13 protein-coding genes are annotated in these 16,584 nt (G+C 43.3%); 10 read left to right on the top strand and 3 right to left on the bottom strand.

Annotated features, from left to right (window positions below):
* Positions 1-300: 300 nt before the first annotated feature.
* On the bottom strand, positions 301-2,673 hold the full coding sequence (locus N477_RS03885) for a DNA polymerase II (protein WP_231098043.1): 2,373 nt from the start codon (positions 2,671-2,673) through the stop codon (positions 301-303).
* 23 nt (positions 2,674-2,696) lie between these two features.
* Here N477_RS03885 and dinG point away from each other — a divergent pair, with 23 nt between their 5' ends.
* The 7 genes from dinG to N477_RS03855 all read left to right on the top strand — a co-directional run bounded on the left by dinG (position 2,697) and on the right by N477_RS03855 (position 8,497).
* Positions 2,697-4,766, top strand: a complete 2,070-nt coding sequence (gene dinG / locus N477_RS03880) for an ATP-dependent DNA helicase DinG (RefSeq protein WP_063360275.1) — start codon at positions 2,697-2,699, stop codon at positions 4,764-4,766.
* A gap of 2 nt (positions 4,767-4,768) precedes the next feature.
* Entirely contained in the window at positions 4,769-5,548 is a 780-nt protein-coding gene (locus N477_RS03875; RefSeq protein WP_063360276.1) for a sulfite exporter TauE/SafE family protein, read from the top strand.
* Positions 5,545-6,144, top strand: a complete 600-nt coding sequence (locus tag N477_RS03870) for a primosomal replication protein (RefSeq protein WP_063360277.1) — start codon at positions 5,545-5,547, stop codon at positions 6,142-6,144. Before N477_RS03875 ends, N477_RS03870 begins: the two co-directional genes overlap by 4 nt.
* A 1-nt stretch (position 6,145) precedes the next feature.
* The gene (locus N477_RS03865; protein ID WP_063360278.1) at positions 6,146-7,048 is read left to right on the top strand and encodes a histone deacetylase; all 903 of its coding nucleotides are present in this window, start codon (positions 6,146-6,148) and stop codon (positions 7,046-7,048) included.
* Between the two features lie 127 nt (positions 7,049-7,175).
* Positions 7,176-7,451, top strand: coding sequence for a late competence development ComFB family protein (locus tag N477_RS03860; protein ID WP_063360279.1), 276 nt, complete (start codon positions 7,176-7,178; stop codon positions 7,449-7,451).
* Positions 7,444-7,617 carry a pleiotropic regulatory protein RsmS gene (rsmS, locus tag N477_RS25565; protein WP_081216323.1) on the top strand — a complete coding sequence of 58 codons (174 nt, stop codon included), beginning with the start codon at positions 7,444-7,446 and terminating at the stop codon, positions 7,615-7,617. Before N477_RS03860 ends, rsmS begins: the two co-directional genes overlap by 8 nt.
* A gap of 88 nt (positions 7,618-7,705) precedes the next feature.
* Complete coding sequence (locus N477_RS03855) at positions 7,706-8,497, top strand: NPP1 family protein (RefSeq protein ID WP_231098044.1); 792 nt, start codon at positions 7,706-7,708, stop codon at positions 8,495-8,497.
* A gap of 42 nt (positions 8,498-8,539) precedes the next feature.
* Here the strand turns inward: N477_RS03855 and N477_RS03850 are convergent, their stop codons facing one another.
* On the bottom strand, positions 8,540-8,998 hold the full coding sequence (locus tag N477_RS03850) for a hypothetical protein (RefSeq protein WP_063360281.1): 459 nt from the start codon (positions 8,996-8,998) through the stop codon (positions 8,540-8,542).
* 542 nt (positions 8,999-9,540) lie between these two features.
* Between N477_RS03850 and N477_RS03845 the strand changes: the two genes are divergently transcribed.
* The 3 genes from N477_RS03845 to N477_RS03835 all read left to right on the top strand — a co-directional run bounded on the left by N477_RS03845 (position 9,541) and on the right by N477_RS03835 (position 14,880).
* Positions 9,541-12,663: an efflux RND transporter permease subunit gene (locus tag N477_RS03845; protein ID WP_063360282.1), complete on the top strand. Its 3,123-nt coding sequence runs from the start codon at positions 9,541-9,543 to the stop codon at positions 12,661-12,663.
* 9 nt (positions 12,664-12,672) lie between these two features.
* Positions 12,673-13,761, top strand: a complete 1,089-nt coding sequence (locus N477_RS03840) for an efflux RND transporter periplasmic adaptor subunit (RefSeq protein WP_063360283.1) — start codon at positions 12,673-12,675, stop codon at positions 13,759-13,761.
* Between the two features lie 183 nt (positions 13,762-13,944).
* Entirely contained in the window at positions 13,945-14,880 is a 936-nt protein-coding gene (locus tag N477_RS03835) for a glycoside hydrolase family 16 protein (protein WP_063360284.1), read from the top strand.
* Here N477_RS03835 and N477_RS03830 read toward each other — a convergent pair.
* On the bottom strand, positions 14,877-16,511 hold the full coding sequence (locus N477_RS03830) for a winged helix-turn-helix domain-containing protein (RefSeq protein ID WP_063360285.1): 1,635 nt from the start codon (positions 16,509-16,511) through the stop codon (positions 14,877-14,879). The genes N477_RS03835 and N477_RS03830 overlap by 4 nt on opposite strands.
* Positions 16,512-16,584 lie beyond the last annotated feature (73 nt).

Here is a 16,584-nt window from a genome sequence, read left to right as displayed (position 1 = left end):
TTAATAAACACTTACTCCAATATAAATAAAATTATTAATCAATTTCACAGGTGAAATGCGCAACAAACCTGCAATTTAGTGCCATTTCAAAAAAAGCAAGCGCCAACCACGTTAATAAAAATATTTTTTATTTTGGTTTAAGTGGTTGGTTTTTAACCTTCACTTTTAATTGCATACAAATTATTTGCATAAAAAATGAGGGGGATTTACATCGCGGTAAAAGCAATTTTATAGATTGGCTATCTGTTGTGCGGCAAAATCTCGAATATTACAAAGCGATAAAAATTCGCATCTAGAGATTTACAAATCGAAAGAGCGTTGACCTGCCAAGCTGATGGCATTTTCATCAACATTCGGAAGCATTCGATATATAGGTAATATTTGTTTTTCTATATAATGAGTATAATCAAGTTGAGTAAGCGCTTTAATATACAGTTGAGGGCCAGACTGACTAATATAGTATGCAATTTGACTGCCTTTACCTAGCCCATTCACCAAGCCTAAACGCGTGGCTTCTTTAGCAGCACGCACATGGGGGGGAATATTCTTGACGTATGCATCCAACGACTTGCCTAAACGCTTTTTATAGATGAGCTTATCATCCACTTGCCCAGAAGTAATAAGACCGATGTAATGCTCTGTGATTTCTACAGCGCTCTCTCCATCGAATAACGCGCGGATCAGCGCTTGCTGATACTCTTTGGCTACGCTCGTCCAATCACTGCGTACAGTCTCCATACCTTTAAATACCAGCTCAGGTTGCCCATTATTCTCAATTTGGCCAACATAGCGCTTTTTAGACCCCGTTTCTTGACCTCGAATGGTGGGCATAAAAAAAGGGCTGTAATGTGTTTCAAACTCTATCTCTAAAAAACTTGATAACTGATACTGCTCTTTCAGTTCATCAGCCCAGCGTTCATTGATCATTGTCATCAGTGTTTTGCCGATGTCCCGACAGTCTTTTGCGCTGGCAACATCCGCAACCTTTACAAATGTAGAGTCTGTATCACCGTATATCACTTCATAGCCCATCTCTTCGATCCATCGTCGCGTGGTTTGCATGATTTCATGACCGCGCATCGTAATTGAACTCGACAATCTCGGGTCATAGAAGCGGCATCCTTTAGAGCCTAATACGCCATATAGGCTATTCATGATGATCTTTATAGCCTGCTGCAACATTTGCTCCCCTTCGAGCTTGGCTTGATGGCGAGCGTCCCAGAGCTGAGCAACCAGCTGAGGTAAATGATGCTGCTCTCTTGAAAATAATCCCTTGTTGAAGCCTGGAATGGCATTAAGCGCATCTAGTTCTCCCTCTATGAGTCCCATAGGATCAATACAAAAGGTACGTATAATAGATGGGTAAAGACTTTTGAAATCCAGCACCAAGACGTTTTTATATAGCCCGGGTTTGGAGTCCATCACATACCCACCGGGGCTATCAAAGTTTAAACCATGTTCTCCAAGGTTAGGCGCAATATAGCCACTGCGATGAAGCAAAGGTAGATAAAGGTTAGTAAACGCTGCCACAGATCCCCCCATACGCTCCAGTTCCAACCCCGTTAATCGCGTTCTCGCTATGGCAAAGTCAAGCAGCGACTGCTGCTCAAAAATATCCCAAACTAATTGACAGTCTTCCAAGTTATATTTAGCAAGACTAAGCTTGTCCTCATGGAATTGCCTGATAATTTCTTCTAATTGATTATCCTGAGCAATCAATTTATCGCGACCAAGCACTTCTTTGGCAACAAAGCTTAACTTAAATGTTTCAAAGTGATAGGTCGCATTTTTCATGGTATCAATGCCATCTATCACGACGCGACCAGGGATCAGTACTCGGGTAAAATTCCCACTGGATACTTGCATCGCTTCACCATCACGACCAATATTGAGCGATACGCCCAAAGCCTGAGCGCGTTCATGAAGCACCACACAGTCAAAGTCAATGACATTCCAGCCAATCAATACGTCTGGGTCTAACTGTACTATCAAGTTACATAAGGTGTGAAGTAGCGCAATTTCATCTTCAACCCAAACAATATTTATATCACTTGGCTGTGGCTCCCCTATCATGATCACCGCTTTTTTGTCACCCGATACCAAACCTACTGAAAACAATACGCCATCACCACTACACTCAATATCCAGTGACAGCATAGTTAAATCAGGTACAAACACAGGGTTAGCTTTTAATTTCGCTTGTCGTAGTTCAATATAGCCGCTGCACTGCGCGGGCAGGCCAGTGATCCAAACGCCGCCTTTTATATAGCGTTCCATTAAATACCTGTCAGCATGACGAATATCTTCCTCATACATTGGCACATACCCGCTCAGTGTTTCTTTGGCGTTGTAAAAATCACTTAAACTTGAAAAATACAGTGCACAGACTTTAGATTGGTCAAAATGTTTTAATGCCACATCTGCTAATCTGAACTGGCAGCCTGCTTGTTCGAGCTTTTGTTTTGCCTTATCACGATGCTTTTGCATGATGAAAAACACACATTGTTCATCTTCAACAAAAGCTTTAATAACGCCTTGCTGCGTCTTCAACCAATAGCACAAGCGTAACTTGCCTTTATATGAAGTTTGTTGTCGTGACAAAATAAAGCCCGGATATACTGCTTGTGCCAATTGTGAACCCCGCCTAAAATACACCCCTGTAATTATATCCATACTTTTTTGCTTAGGCGATCCACATGTTGTCAGACTCTTTAAAAAAAACCGTACGCCATGCCCATCAAAATATCGCTCAGCAACTTGAGGATTATCGCCCTCGTAGCAGCCAAAACTACCTAGTAGCAGAAATCGCAAAAACGCTCGCTGGTGAATACCACAAATCACAACGGATCTGTGTCATCGAAGCTGGCACAGGTACGGGTAAATCACTAGCTTATTGCCTTGGTGCGCTACCATTAGCACTCGCAAAAAAGAAAAAGCTCATAATTTCTACAGCAACGGTCGCACTGCAAGAACAGCTAATTGAAAAGGAACTACCTTTTTTTAAAGAGCATAGCGGCATCGACTTTAAATTTGATTTAGTGAAAGGGCGTCAGCGTTATATTTGCGTACAAAAGCTTATGGCTGCGGTGAATCAAGATGATATGCAAATGTCTCTGGTACCAACGACCTCATCACCGTTGACTGACATGGAGCAGAAATGTTTACAGACACTTGCCAATGCCTACCAAAACAAGCAATGGGCAGGTGACAGAGACAGCTGGGAAGATACCATTCCTGATAAAGTATGGAATTTAATTGCCTGTGACAAACACGCCTGTCAACGCCAAATGAAGTCCCATCATTTGTGCCCATTTCATCTCGCACGACAAAAAATTGCGCAAATGGATGTTTTGGTTATTAATCATGCGTTATTGCTCGCAGATCTAGAGCTTGGCGGTGGCACAATATTACCTGAACCTGAAGATACCTTTTATGTCATTGATGAGGCCCATCATTTGCCTCACATTACGCGTGATTTTTCATCCGCCGCCGCGACCATCAAAGGCACCATAGAGTGGCTTGAAAAACTATTAAAATTTAGTGGCAAAATGGCCAACACCATTGTCTCGCAAAAAGCGATAGGACAAAATTTCAAACTGAATGATGCAGCCAACGACGCCAGTAAGTGCCTTAGAACGGTTCGAGATAGTCTAGATAAAGCAGATTTTGAATATAACGACAACGATACTTACCGATTCATTAACGGCGATGTCCCTGAGTCTCTAACAACTCAAGCGAAAGATATCGCAGATGCCACGCTTGATGCGCTTAGAGCACTAAATAAAATGCATGATGCACTGACAACCGATGTATCAGATGGTGACGTACAAGCATTTTTAGCCGATCCTTTGCTGGTAGAAAGTGGCCAATACATTAATCGTTTAGAGCAGCTCAATAAATTATGGTTTAGCTATGCTGCCAAGGGTGAAAGCACCCCGCACGCGCGCTGGATCAAGCGTATGGAATATAAAAACCATCACGACCATTTATTATGTGACTGTCCAATAGAAGTTGGCTTTTACTTAAAAGACAAGCTTTGGCGGGAATGCGCTGGCGCTGTGCTGTGTTCAGCGACCCTTACTGCACTAGGTAGCTTTGATCATTTTTCCAAAGAGAGTGGATTAATTGGTGAAGATGGTGTGAAATTCATCAAAGCCGATTCGCCTTTTGCATATCAGCAACAAGCCACTTTGCATTTACCCAAAACAACCGTTGAACCAACTGATAAAACATTCAGCGATTTTTTAGCTGATGCACTACCGCAATACTTAGATAAAAACAAAGCAAACCTCGTATTATTTGCTTCTTATTGGCAAATGGATCATGTGGTCGCAGCGCTGCGCAAAAAGAAACTTAATATTCTTGTGCAGGGAGAAATGTCGCGAGAAGCCTTGCTTAGCCGTCATAAAGCTGCCATTGACTTAGGTGCTGGCAGCATTTTATTTGGCACACAAAGTCTGTCTGAAGGGCTAGACCTACCCGGTAAGTATTTAGAGAACTTGATTATTACCAAGATACCTTTCGCCGTACCCACTTCGCCAGTTGAAGAAGCACAAGCTGAATTTATTCAGTCAAAAGGCGGAAATCCGTTTTTATCTATTACTGTACCGGATGCTGCAAAGAAATTAGTGCAAAGCTGTGGTAGACTGCTGCGCAAGGAAACTGATTCTGGTCGCATCACGATACTTGATAGGCGCCTTGTAACCAAACGTTATGGAAAAGCCATGCTCGACACGCTACCACCCTTTGCAAGACAAATAGATTAAGAATGCTAGAACTCGCTTTTGATCCCCTCACATGGGCACTTTTATGTGCAGTTGCGCTGGCAGCTGGCTTTATTGATGCGGTCGCCGGTGGCGGAGGCATGCTCACTGTACCTGCACTTTTAACTGCGGGCTTACCGCCGCATGTCACTTTGGGTACCAATAAATTAGCTGCAAGCTTTGGTTCACTCACCGCAAGTTTCACCTATTATAAAAAGCAATTATTCAACCCACGCTTTTGGGCGGCCTCGACTATCGCTACCGCCATTGGGGCAATCCTTGGCACCTTATTGGTTGATAAATTAAGTATTGAGTTTTTAAATAAACTACTGCCGGTGATCATCATTATCGTCGCTTTATATAGCTTGTTCGGTAGCCTCAGCTCGACTGAATTGAATACCTTGCCAAAGAAAACCCCGATGTTAAAAGTTAAGCAATGGCTTCAAGGCTTATCTTTAGGCTTTTTTGATGGCTTAGCAGGGCCAGGAACGGGCACGTTTTGGACCGCATCAAATAGTTTATTATATAAAATGAGCTTGCTACTTAACTGTGGCTTAGCACGCTCAATGAACTTTGTGTCAAACTTTATTTCTTTGATCACATTTGTTGCTCTGGGACATGTGAATTTCTTGCTCGGTGTCACAATGGGGGCTTTTTTGATGCTCGGTGCTTGGATTGGCGCGCATTCAGCCATTAAATTTGGCAGCAAGCTAATAAAGCCTATATTTAATACTGTCGTGATACTTTTAGCGGGCAAGCTCATTTTTGAGGCATATATTTCATGAGCCAAGCACTGAACAAGCTCAACAGCAAACTTGAACAATTAGGCACTCAAGCCTATCAGTTTGATAATGCCAAGTGGTTTGATAAAAACCGCTATATTCAAAATCAGCCGAGCTTATTTGATAGTCATTTATTTCACACTAAGAGTTTGTTACTCAGTGATTATGTCGAAGAGATAAAGCTCACACTAAAAAACCTGCCACCAGAGCAGAACCGCCATGCATACCAATTTGCTGTAGAGCAAGTGGGTGAGCAAATGCAAGCTGTAATTAAAGTGCTTAAATCAACACCTGTTTGGGCAAAAGAAAACAAACTGAGCCAACCGAAAAAGGCCAAAGTATATAAAAAAGCCATCCAGCGTATTATGCAATCTTCCCATGAATTGTATCAGGAGCTGTCTCAAAACCATGAATTTGAGCGTCGCTTACAAGAAATGATCGATCTTCGACGTGCTCAACTCGATGGCGCAAATGCAGAGCAAAATGCCAAACTTAACGCTGAAATACTGGCGCTTCACACCCGATTAGGGCGTTGTCGTAAAGCCATTTCAGCCACAGAAGAAAAAATACAACAGCTCGAAAAGCAAGGTAATCGCTGACGTGTTGTTTTACGATGAAATTTACAGCAGCCTTGACCTCCCTCCCAGACATCGCTTTCCTATTTGTAAATATGAAAAGCTCAAAGCGCGCATCGAAGCCTCTGGACTGGGTCAATATCTAAGACCCGTCAATGATAAAGCCACTGAGCAGCAACTCACCCGTTGTCATACCCAAGCGTATGTCGATGCTTTTTGTAGTGGCACCATGAATCAAGTCGACATCAAGCGCATGGGGTTTCCTTGGTCAGAGCAATTAGTTGAGCGTACCTTAACTTCTGTTGCAGCGAGCATAAAAGCAGCCAACTATGCCCTTAAAAATGGTTTCTCAGCAAATTTAGCCGGTGGATATCACCATGCATTTAGCGACCGAGCCAGTGGTTTTTGTATTTTTAATGATCTAGCCATTGCTGCGTGCGAATTAATAGATACACAACAAGCAGATGTCGTGTTGATATTAGATTGCGATGTCCACCAAGGTGATGGCACAGCGGCTATTTTAGAGTCTCGCAGTGATGTGGTTACCTGCTCAATCCATTGCGAACAAAACTTTCCAAGGCTCAAAGAAGCCTCTGATTATGATTTTGCACTGCCCGCAAATACACAAGACAGCGAGTATTTGAGTACACTTAAGCAAGCCCTCGACCTCTGTGTCCGTGTCCATCAACCAGATATTGTATTGTACAACGCTGGGGCAGATATCTTTCAAAAAGATGAGCTAGGCCACTTTGATATATCGCTACAAGGTGTTTTAGAGCGTGAACAGATCATTTTAGACTATTGCTATCAACATACCTTGCCGTTGATGTGCGCCCTAGGTGGCGGGTACCAACGTGACACCGACAACTTAGTGACCGTACATCAGCAACTATTTAATGCCTTGCAAGCTTCTCGTTTCCTTGCCTAGCCTCCTTTTTCTTGAACGTTTTCGTGGCTACTCGAAACAAACTTTACCTTAGTCTTAAGTCGCGCACTCTACTTTTATGATATAGACTTTAAGTAGCATTGAGGGGGAAAACTAAGGAGTTAACACGATGAAACTACATGATGATTTACATAATTATTATGAAAAGGTCATGATCGAACAAATCTTAGAGCGCAAATTAAACGATAAGTATGACGATAACGTCATGGCTGATTTTTGCTGTACTGTTCTCAATCAGTTACCTGCTCGATATATTCGCTATGATGTAGATATGGAGTTTTACCTGCCTCAATCTGAGCGACAACAAATGGAAGAACGTGTTAAAATAGCCATAGATGTCGCCATTGAACAAGTATCCAAAAAGAGACAATTCTCGAATGAATAAGCCCCCATCAGTTGACCAAGCCCCCCCATATATAAAGCTCGCCGTTGATCTCATTATGCTACTTGAGCAAAACGAAATCCCGCCACAACAGGTCCTAGATGCCTTGGAAATAGTCAAACAAGATTACCAGCAAAAGGCGATTTCAGAGCTAGAACAAAAAGACTAAAGTAAACAATAAATATACATTTCGTCATAAACTCCTTGTAGAATAAATACTCAATTGACTAGTATCACTATCGATAACAAGGAATATTATGATGACCAATAAAGTGATATATGGTGCAGCTATGCTTGGCTGCACGGCCTTTAGCTCACTCTCGCACGCAAACGACTTTGTAGCACTCAAGCCCGCATTACCACCCGCCTATATCATTAACAACACCGAGCCGGTATTTGACTTTGATACGGATGGCTGCCTGCCTAGTGCAGGTATAAGCCGCACCGGACAACAAAATTCAGGACTAAAAACATCAGGCCCGTTAGGCGGACACTGTCGTGATAGCCAATTTTTATCCACTTCTAATACTGTGCACAGACATGCCTGTAAGGTGACAAATGATGGACAATTTTGCGCCCACTTTTATGCCCTATATTTTAAAAAAGATCAGGTTTTTCCATACTTAGGTGGTGGTCATCGCCACGACTGGGAGTATGCTGCGATTTGGACAATTGATGGCATCGTTACCCATGGCAGCTATAGCGCCCATGGGGATCTTTACACCAAACCAGCTAACGAGCTACCCTTTGAAAATGGCCATTTAAAAATTGTCTACCATAAAGATGGCCTACTTACACATGCATTAAGATTTGCTAAGCAAAATGAAATCGCAGAAAACGACTACGGGTACTTTGTCACCCCGCCTATCATTAGTTGGTATCATATGACTGGGGATGGGATAAGCAACCAAATACTGCGTGACAAGCTCAATACATACGACTATGGTTCAGCCACCTTGCCTGTGAAAGATAGTCGCTTTTTAATTAACATAAACCGATTTAAGCCAAGCATCTACCCCAACTTTTCAGTTCAGGATTTAGAGTTGTAGACCAATATTGAGGGCATAAGCTCGCCCTCAAACCTGTAAAAGTTAAGCGCTATGTAGCAAACACTGACTATGCATCATTAACTTATACTGGGCAAAGAAACGACTATCAGCTTCGGATTCATATGGACATACAAAATAAGCGACATCATCTCTAAAAGGCTGACTTTCAATATGCTTTCCATCTTCCCAGTACAGAACTGCATGCTTTACCAACTCTTCAAGGTAAGTGTGATCCCACTGATAGTGCGCGTAGCCGTGATGATCCGACAAATACGGTGAATAATCTTGCTCACACGCCACACTGGCAACACCATTTTTATGATCTGCAAATGCTTTGGCGTCGTGCTCTGCGGTTTTCGGGTTAACAAAATAAGCGATGTCACGCCGTGGAGGAATGGCCTGCGGCAGACCAAACTTATCTCTAACCGCTGAGCACTCCACAACTAACCAAGACACAAAATGGGCGCCAATCTGATGGTCCCATTTCAAAGCAACAAACATGGTTATACTCCTTACAACTATTATCAAAGTGCGTTGCTGTTTATCCTTTATCAGCTATATTGAGGCTCGGCATCACACAAGTAATTTAGCGCATCATGATACCCCGCAGCTCTTGAGTTAGTCCCTAAACTTAAAACGAAATATTAATGCACAGCACATGACATATACAGATAAACTTTGACAGAAAGTGAGTTTGTTTAACCTACATCAAACGACAGCGCTTTCGTGGATAAAAAGGCCTTTTTTCGTTGATTTTTTTGATATGGACACACTTTAAATTAAGTTCTACGACTTTCAGGTTCGTAATTTAGGCGGATGAATCTCATCCTCATGGCCCGTGACTCTCATGCTTCAATCTATTAACCGCTTATAAAACATATATTTCAAACAATGAAAAATTGTTACAGTTTATTGCAAGTGTGCTATCAGCCGCTTTAAAACAGCGGTTTATCGCGCTATGGGAATGCTGTTATTTTTTGGGGCTAGCACTTTTCTGTTCAATCGTTACACTCCAATGTGTACTGTTAAACTTGGATGTTGTAATGAATTTAACGCGCAGTTCTCTTAAAAATCCCGCTAGTGTCATTGTCATTTTGGCACTAGTTTTGGTGTTTGGATTATTAAGCATATTCAAACTACCAATACAGCTCACACCAGATATTGAGCAACCACAAATCACTATTTTTTCTGGATGGCGTCAAGCTGCGCCGGAAGAAATTGAATCTGTGATCATCGAGCCACTAGAAAATGCGGTAAAAAATACACCAGGTGCGCTAGAGGTCAATACCGTAATTAACCGTGGTAATGGTTCTATCTCACTCACTTTTGCAATTGGCACAGATATGCAGCAAGCCATGCTAGACGTCTTAACCAACCTTAATCAAGCGCCTCCACTCCCCCTTGATGCCATTGACCCTGTGGTATCTGCTGGTGGCGGTTTTGGAGGCGGAGGCGGCGCCGCAGCAGCGACTTTACTTGTCACACCGTTAGAAGCAGGCGATGAAGGTCTTAGCCTTGACATGGCTCAATACCAAAAACAAATAGAAGAAATCATTGAGCCTAGATTATCTCAAATTCAAGGGGTCTCCCGTGTCGATCTCGCCAGTGAACGCTCTAGAGAACTTCGTGTAACTTTTGACCCACATAAAGCTGCAGCATTGGGCATTAGCATAAATCAGATCAGGCAAACTCTGCGCACCTCACAAGATACCTCAGCAGGGTTAGCAAACGTTGGCCGCCGGCAGTATACAGTTCGTTTTACTGGCCAATATGACTTGCAGGACATGCTGCAAATGCGCATTGGTTATTCCGGCGAAAGACCAATATATTTGGGCGATATCGCCACCGTTAAAGAAACGTTTTCCGATCGATTAGGGATGAGTGGTCGCAATGGACAACCCGCTTATTACATTCGTATCGCACGGATCAATGATGCCAATACCGTCGCACTTTTAGATGATATTAACTCAGCCATCAGCGAACTCAACTCTGGTCCTTTGGCTGAAGCAGGCCTAAGTATAGAGCTCAGTTACGATGCGTCAGTACATATTCGAAATGCGCTGCTCCTAGTTAAAAGTAACTTGGGCTTAGGTGTGCTCCTATCCTGTATTATTTTATGGCTGTTTTTTCGTGGTGTTAAAACCACCCTCATCATTGCTGCAACCATCCCTGTATCTTTGATGATGGCGTTTTTAGCACTGAATATTTTTGATCGCAGTATTAATGTCATTTCTTTGGCCGGCCTTGCATTTGCCGTTGGTTTAGTGCTCGATGCAGCGATAATAGTGCAAGAAAATATCGCGCGGCTAAAATCAACCGGATTTGATAACCACAAGGCGGCACTCAAAGGCGCAACACAGGTTGCAGGCGCCCTGTTTGCTTCAACTGCCACCAGCGTCGCCATCTTTTTACCTATTTTGTTTATGGCCGGTATTGAAGGACAACTGTTTTCAGATTTGGCGCTGACCTTATCCATTGCTGTGATTGCATCACTCGTTAGCGCACTCACCATTATTCCAATGGCCAACCGTTACCTACCTGATAGCAAGGCGAAAAAAGATCCCTATCAGGCATATTGGAAAAAGCTAACCAATTTTATCATGATGCTCACCAACTCTCGGGTGAAGCAAATAAGCTGGGTAGCTGGCTTATTAGGCTGCTCGATACTCATCACGATCACCATGTTGCCAAAAACAGACTTTATGCCACAAGCACCCACTGATGGCTTCTTCTTTTCTTTAGTTACCCCACCGGGTGGCAATGTTAACTATATGGAAGAGGAGCTTTTAAAGCGAGTTAAAGCACGCTTGATGCCCCACTACACTGGAGAAAAGCAGCCGGGTATTAAAGACTTTAACTTTTATCTATTCGGTACTAACGCAGGTGGATTTATTTATTCGGCAGACCCGCAAAGAGTCGAAGAATTAATGAAAGTAACGCGCGAAGAAATCCTCGTTGATTTACCTGATACCCAAGTCTTCCTCTTTAGAGGCTCAATGATCCAAGTATCAAATGGTGGCGATGGACGCAATATTGATATTGAGATCACAGGCCCGAACATGGATGATCTCATTACTGGTGCACAGGTTGCTTTAAATGCCGTGAAAGAAGCGATTCCAGAGGCCACAGCCCAACCACAGCCAAGATTAGATATGGCAGAGCCTGAACTCAGGTTGCATCCAAATGATCGACGTATTACACAGGCAGGCATTACACGCCAAGATGTTGCTCAAGCTGTGCAAGCGTTTACCGGCGGCCTATTCGTGAATGAATATTTTAACGGTAATGACAGAATGAATGTGATTTTACGCGCCGAAAATTGGCAGTCACCAGAAGCACTTAAAGCACTGCCAATTGTTACACCTGATTCTGGTATTCAAACCATAGGTGAACTTGCGCATGTCGAACGCACAGTTGGTCCCAGTCAATTACGCCGCGTGGACGGTCGCAGAACGGTGAGTGTTGTCGTCACGCCCCCAGCAACGATGTCACTAGAGCAAGCGCAACAAATTTTAACAACACAAGTTATCCCTCAAGTGAAGGCTTCGCTGCCTGAAAGTGCCGGTGTCATTCTCTCCGGTAACGCCCAAAAAATGAATTCTGCTATTCAAGAAATGGCGATCAACTTTGTGTTAGCCCTCTTCATCTTATTCTTATTAATGAGTGCGCTGTTTAAGTCTGCCAAAGACAGTTTGCTCGTGCTTATGGTCATGCCATTGGCCGCTGCGGGTGGTGTGATAGCACTGTATATACTGAATTTATTTACTTTTCAGTCGCTTGATTTACTGACGATGATCGGCTTTATTATTTTGCTCGGTCTGGTTGTCAACAACGCCATCCTCCTTGTTGATCAAACGCGGGTCGCAGAAGCTGCTGGTATGTTGCGACAAGATGCTGTCAGACAAGCCGTATTACTGCGTGCAAGACCCGTTTATTTAAGTACGTTAACCAGCCTCTTTGGCATGTTGCCCCTCACATTAGTCCCCGGTGTTGGTGCGGAAATCTATCGCGGTTTAGCAACAGTGATTGTTGGCGGCATGGCAATTAGCGCGCTATTTACCTTGATATTAATGCCGAGTTTGCTGCAACTCGGTAAAGGGAAACAGCCAAAACCAAAGCAAAATAGCGAGTCGAAACCCGCTTTAAATTTAGTGTCAAACCAATAAGGACCGACAATGCGTAAAACCTCTTTAACCATTAAACTCTTCTCCTTGGCTTTGACATGCAGCACACTCATGTACGGTGCCACCAGCCATGCTGCGCTTCCTGTGTCTGTCGAATCAGTCACCCAAGCGCCAATATCTAGCTCACTTGCTGTCAGTGCTACCTTGTTTGGTAAACAAGATGTGGTCATTACTTCAGGGCTTGCAGGACGACTGTTGTTTGTTGCAGAGCCCGGGCAGCAAGTAAAACAGGGGGATGTCTTAGTTCGCATGGACACCCTACCACTTGAGCTTGAAAAAGCGCGCCAGCAAGAAATGCTCAAACGCGCAAAAATAAATCTAAAGTTCCACAAACAAGAACTCAGTCGTTTACAAAAGCTGGCTAAAACAAACAGTGCAGCGGCAACGCAAGTGGACAGTGTGCAAAACGAACATGACTTAGCGCTTTCTGACATTGCGCTGGCTGAAATCGAGCTTCGCGTTATTGCTGATAAGCTATCAAGAGCGACAATTAGAGCGCCCTTTACAGGTGTCGTCAGTGAGCGATTCAAACGCGCAGGCAGAGAAGTCAGCCGTGCCAGCGACTTGCTCAACTTTGTGGATATTTACAACCTCGAAGCCAGACTATATGTCCCAGTTAAGTATTTACACTACCTCAAGCTCGGTATTGCTTTGCCATTTCAAAGTGGCGATTTGAGCAACCCAACAAGCAATACCGCCACCATAAGCAGCGTGATCCCAGCAACTGATCCGCGCTCGCAAACGGTAGAGGTCAGAGCCCAATTAGACGCAGGGCTTGGGCATACTTATGCGGTTGGTCAACTCGTTGATGTCACCGTGCCGCTGCAATCGAAGCAATCTGTGTTATTGATAAATCGCGATGCCTTAATTATCCGTCAGCAAGGGATCCACATAGTTAAAATCAATAGCGATAACACAGTACAACAGATCCCTGTGAGTGTCGGTAAAGGTGAAGGCAAACTGGTTGAGATACAAGCGACGGATAAGACGCGTCAACTGAACATTGGTGACCGTATTGCTGTTCGCGGTGCGGAGCGTTTAGCTGATGGACAAGAAGTAGACGTTCAAGCCCGCAATTAAAAGCTAAATTACTAGCCCAATGAGCCTGCTTATGGATGAGTAAGGCTCATTTTTATATTCATAAAAATCATGCATTTAATATTTTTTAATAAATTAAAATAGACAAATTTCAGTAAGTTTAATTCGCCCTTTTTGTGCCCGTGCAACAAGCTACTCCAAACACAAGAAAATGGAGTAAACTCGATGCTGACACACAAAATATTAATAAAAGCACAACTAGGCTTATTGGTTGCAGGTACGATGGGTATTTGTGCCACATCCCCTGTCGCAAATGCAAACTCACCTCAGATCATGTTTGATGATTTTAGTTATCGTCAATTTTCTGATGCGCAAAAAAATGGTTGGCAAATTCGTGATGAAACCGGCCACCCGGGCATTAAAAACGCAACGTGGTGGAAAGAAGGCGTTACTTTCCACCCAGACCCTATCAATCACAACAATACTGTAATGCGCATTACCGCGAAAACTGATGGCACCGCAGAGAATACACGCCACACACAAGTCTGCCACAATCGAAAATATAAAGAGGGAACCTATGCTGCACGAGTCTATTTTAATGACGCGCCGCAATATGGACCAGATGGGGACGCCGTCATACAAACGTTTTACGCCATTAGTCCTTTAAAAGCACCAATGGATAAAAACTACAGCGAAATGGATTTTGAGTATCTACCCAATGGAGGCTGGGGGACCGAACGTCTTGCCTTATTTGCTACCTCTTGGGAAACCTTTCAATTAACGCCTTGGACCAAGGTCAACGCATATGACTATCATATCGAGTCACTACAAGGCTGGAACACACTGGTTTTGCAAGTCGCTGATAATACCCTCAAGTATTATATAAATGGCCACTTATTCGCTGAGCATGGTGCAGACGTATACCCAGAAGTGCCGATGTCGATTAACTTTAACCAATGGTTTGACCCGAATAAATTAGTGCAATCTACACAAATGCGCCAATACTACCAAGATGTAGACTGGGTCTATTTTGTAAAAGATCAGGTGGTTAAGCCAACAGCCGTTGTAAAAGCCGTAGAGCAACTCAGAAAGTCTAACGTTGCTCAACGCGATACCGTACCTGACTGGCGCCCAAAACAGGCAGATTACTGTAGCCTTTAATTCACTGTGTGAATAGGCACATGGGCAAACCAAGCCTGCACTCTGGCAATGAGTTGCGGGCTATCCGCTAGATGGGCGATATCTAGCGCCTGTTGCGCCATTGTATGCGCACGGGCTTTTTGCCCCAAATCACGATACATGTCAGCCTGTGCTAACAATACCCAAATTTGATTTGGGCTGGCATTACTCTCATTTGCAACTTGCATCGCTTTGGTAAAATAGAGTTTTGCCTCGCTGATCTCTTCTTGTGCAATGGCTATTTTAGCAAGTTCAATCAAAGCGGCCGTTTGCCCATAGCGACCATGGAAGCTCTGATGATATTCAAGCGCAGCCAATAGCCATCTTGTCGCTTCACTATATTGGCCCTGTAAACGCTTAATTTTTCCCAGTTCTTCATATGAGTACGCGATAAATAACTTGTCTTGGCTGGATTGAGCTAATCCTTTCGCTTTCGCTATGTACTGCTCTGCTAAATCTAATTCTTGCTGCCTATTGTCACCTTGAGGCCAATGGATCAATAGGTAGCCTATTAGTAAATTGGCACGTAAATGCTCTTTTTGACTGACTGAGTTATCTTCTAGCAATAAACTGCCTTGAAGCAAGTTAATCGCTTCGGGCAACTTGTAAGTGTTGGCCAAACTGCCGGCCAAATACCGCCTTGCAGCTAACATATTGGGTTGCTCTACTAACGCACTTTGAAACAATACAATGGCAGCTTCATAATCACGCTTTAAAAATGCATTCACCCCTTTGGCAAAAGCCTGATTACTGAACGCTCCTTGATAATGGCTGCCGTCAGTTATTTCTCGTTGACCAAACTTTTCTGCCAATGCGCTGACTAATTGATTTAATGCATCATCAACACTGTGGGACAAAATTACTCCCTGCTGTGGACCATGTTGAGAATGCAATGTGTAATGTAGCTGTAAATCTTCAGGGTAACCTGTCAATCGAGTTTGTACTATTAATTGTGCTCCGAGCTTTTGCTGAAGCTTAAACACCAGCTGTGCTATGGACATCGTATTTTGCAGATCTCGTTGCTGTAAATGTTCTATTGCCAACAGCACATCGTCAGTATCACTGACAGGTAACTCTGTTTGTTGAGCAAGGCCATAGGTGAGGTGATCCATGCCTTTCACAGGCACCCAGTCATGCAATTTATCAGGCATATTGTTTTCTACGGGTAAGAATGCAACACGAGGCAACTGCTGTGAGCTGGATTTATCTAAAATATAATGAGCCAAGCCAATGATTAATATCAATGCTAAAAAAGCCATAGCTAAGATACGCGTCGGAATAAGCGCTTTAAGTTGAACTGGCTTTTGAATGCGCTCTATCTCAGCTACCCATCGATAACCTTTTTTAGGAAAAGTTTTAATCGTATTGGCGCCGAGCATATCTCGTATTTCTTTTATTGACTGCACCAACACTTGATCTTGTACGACTAAATCGCGCCATATCATTTCAAGTAACTCTTGCTTAGTCACAACACGATCCGCGTTTTCAACTAACACAGTCAAAACTTGTAAGGTTTTTGCACGGATCTCATGCCGCTTTCGTTGCTGTGCGTCTAGGGTATAAACCACTCCGCGAACGAGGTCGACTTCCTTGTTATCAATTTTAAAGCGCATGACATCACACCATTAGGTTGGCTTTCGCAATTTCTCAATATAACCATATGTTTTGCATATAGTTTGCCTCAAT

Source organism: Pseudoalteromonas luteoviolacea H33-S, assembly GCF_001625695.1.
Classification (GTDB): domain Bacteria; phylum Pseudomonadota; class Gammaproteobacteria; order Enterobacterales; family Alteromonadaceae; genus Pseudoalteromonas; species Pseudoalteromonas luteoviolacea_B.
Note: the sequence above shows the minus strand (reverse complement) of the source record. Positions and strands in the feature narration are given on the sequence as shown.

Coding starts and splice junctions, on each gene's coding strand:
- N477_RS03840 (WP_063360283.1), top strand. CDS start 12,673: ATGCGTAAAACCTCTTTAACCATTAAACTCTTCTCCTTGGCTTTGACA.
- N477_RS03870 (WP_063360277.1), top strand. CDS start 5,545: ATGAGCCAAGCACTGAACAAGCTCAACAGCAAACTTGAACAATTAGGC.
- N477_RS03835 (WP_063360284.1), top strand. CDS start 13,945: ATGCTGACACACAAAATATTAATAAAAGCACAACTAGGCTTATTGGTT.
- N477_RS03875 (WP_063360276.1), top strand. CDS start 4,769: ATGCTAGAACTCGCTTTTGATCCCCTCACATGGGCACTTTTATGTGCA.
- N477_RS03850 (WP_063360281.1), bottom strand. CDS start 8,998: ATGTTTGTTGCTTTGAAATGGGACCATCAGATTGGCGCCCATTTTGTG.
- N477_RS03845 (WP_063360282.1), top strand. CDS start 9,541: ATGAATTTAACGCGCAGTTCTCTTAAAAATCCCGCTAGTGTCATTGTC.
- N477_RS03860 (WP_063360279.1), top strand. CDS start 7,176: ATGAAACTACATGATGATTTACATAATTATTATGAAAAGGTCATGATC.
- N477_RS03830 (WP_063360285.1), bottom strand. CDS start 16,511: ATGCGCTTTAAAATTGATAACAAGGAAGTCGACCTCGTTCGCGGAGTG.
- dinG (WP_063360275.1), top strand. CDS start 2,697: ATGTTGTCAGACTCTTTAAAAAAAACCGTACGCCATGCCCATCAAAAT.
- N477_RS03885 (WP_231098043.1), bottom strand. CDS start 2,673: ATGGATATAATTACAGGGGTGTATTTTAGGCGGGGTTCACAATTGGCA.
- rsmS (WP_081216323.1), top strand. CDS start 7,444: ATGAATAAGCCCCCATCAGTTGACCAAGCCCCCCCATATATAAAGCTC.
- N477_RS03855 (WP_231098044.1), top strand. CDS start 7,706: ATGATGACCAATAAAGTGATATATGGTGCAGCTATGCTTGGCTGCACG.